The 1,134-nt window shown below is 71.0% G+C and carries 1 protein-coding gene; it reads right to left on the bottom strand.

Going from position 1 to position 1,134, the window contains the following annotated elements:
• Window positions 1-223 precede the first annotated feature (223 nt).
• Window positions 224-817, bottom strand: a complete 594-nt coding sequence (locus AB0O00_RS40735) for a hypothetical protein (protein WP_363659699.1) — start codon at window positions 815-817, stop codon at window positions 224-226.
• Window positions 818-1,134: the final 317 nt, after the last annotated feature.

The following is a 1,134-nucleotide window of genomic DNA, read 5'->3' as shown; positions in this document are numbered from 1 at the left end:
AGAGGTTCGGGGCGTTTCCTTGTCGGCGCCGCCACTGCGGAGGGGCGGCGCCGAACCGGCTTGAGGAGAGTGGAAAGCCGGCGGGGCCGACTTTCTGTGCAGGGTTCAGTCGAGCCGGGCGAAACCCGCGGGCCCGCGACGGTGACCGGAAAGCCGGCGGCGCGGGCGGCGCCAACCCGGCCGAGTGCGCCGGTATCCGCTGGTTCCGGCTGTTGCCGGTGGCTCAGGCCTGGACGACGCGGATGTCCGTGATGAGTGCCCCGCAGGCGCCGGGGACGTCGGAGCTGAACTGGAGACGGCTGATGGGTTCGAGGGCGGTGAGGGTGACGTTCACCTGGGCCCAGTTGCGGAACGGGCCGGGGTCGTCGGCGGCGGCCACATCGATGGTCGTGCGGACGAACGCGCCGGCGAAGCCGACCCGGACCTGTTGGAGGACGCCCTTCGCGTTGGCCACGCAGAAGGGGTGGTCGTTGACGCGGACCCGGAAGAAGACGCGGAAGTCGGCCCCGGGGTCGGTGGGAATCGCCTGCTCGATGCCGCCGGGGGTGTCCCCGTTCAGATCGACGGCCTGCGAGCCGTTGGTGGTTTTCGCCGCTGCCCGCCCGTAGACGTCGACGTTGCCCTTGAAGACCCGCCATCCCGGGATGGCGTTGCTGTCGAGGTTGATGCGCAGGAAGGCGTCCGCGCCGACGGGGTCGACATAGGGCTGGAGGAACGACGGGTTGGTGACCGGGGTGTAGACAGCGGCGCTCGCCTCGGTCGCCGTCAACGCCACCACGGAGGCCGCGACCACGGCGGCCCGTGTCAGAACACGCATCTTCACAGGAACTCCCACACTCGGATCGCATACGAATGGATCTCGGTGGATCATTCCTCCGGTGCGCACCGGCGCCCGTGCCTCGGCGGTGGACACACGGTGAAGTCGACCCGGACGGCGGAGATGCCATACAAACGCCGGGAGTCCGTTCCGACCCGCGCGGGATCGCCGACAGCCGGCCCCGCATGCCGCACGTGGAATGACGCTCCCCGCCAGTCCCCGGAAGGCAGTTGCGGGGAAGCGGCCGGGAGCCCCGCCGCCCCGGTGCGGGTCGGCGGGGCCGCGCGGAGCGGGAAGTCGGCGGGGTCGACTTCCTG

The sequence above is a fragment of the Kitasatospora sp. NPDC093558 genome (assembly GCF_040683475.1).
Taxonomy (GTDB): domain Bacteria; phylum Actinomycetota; class Actinomycetes; order Streptomycetales; family Streptomycetaceae; genus Kitasatospora.
Note: the sequence above shows the minus strand (reverse complement) of the source record. Positions and strands in the feature narration are given on the sequence as shown.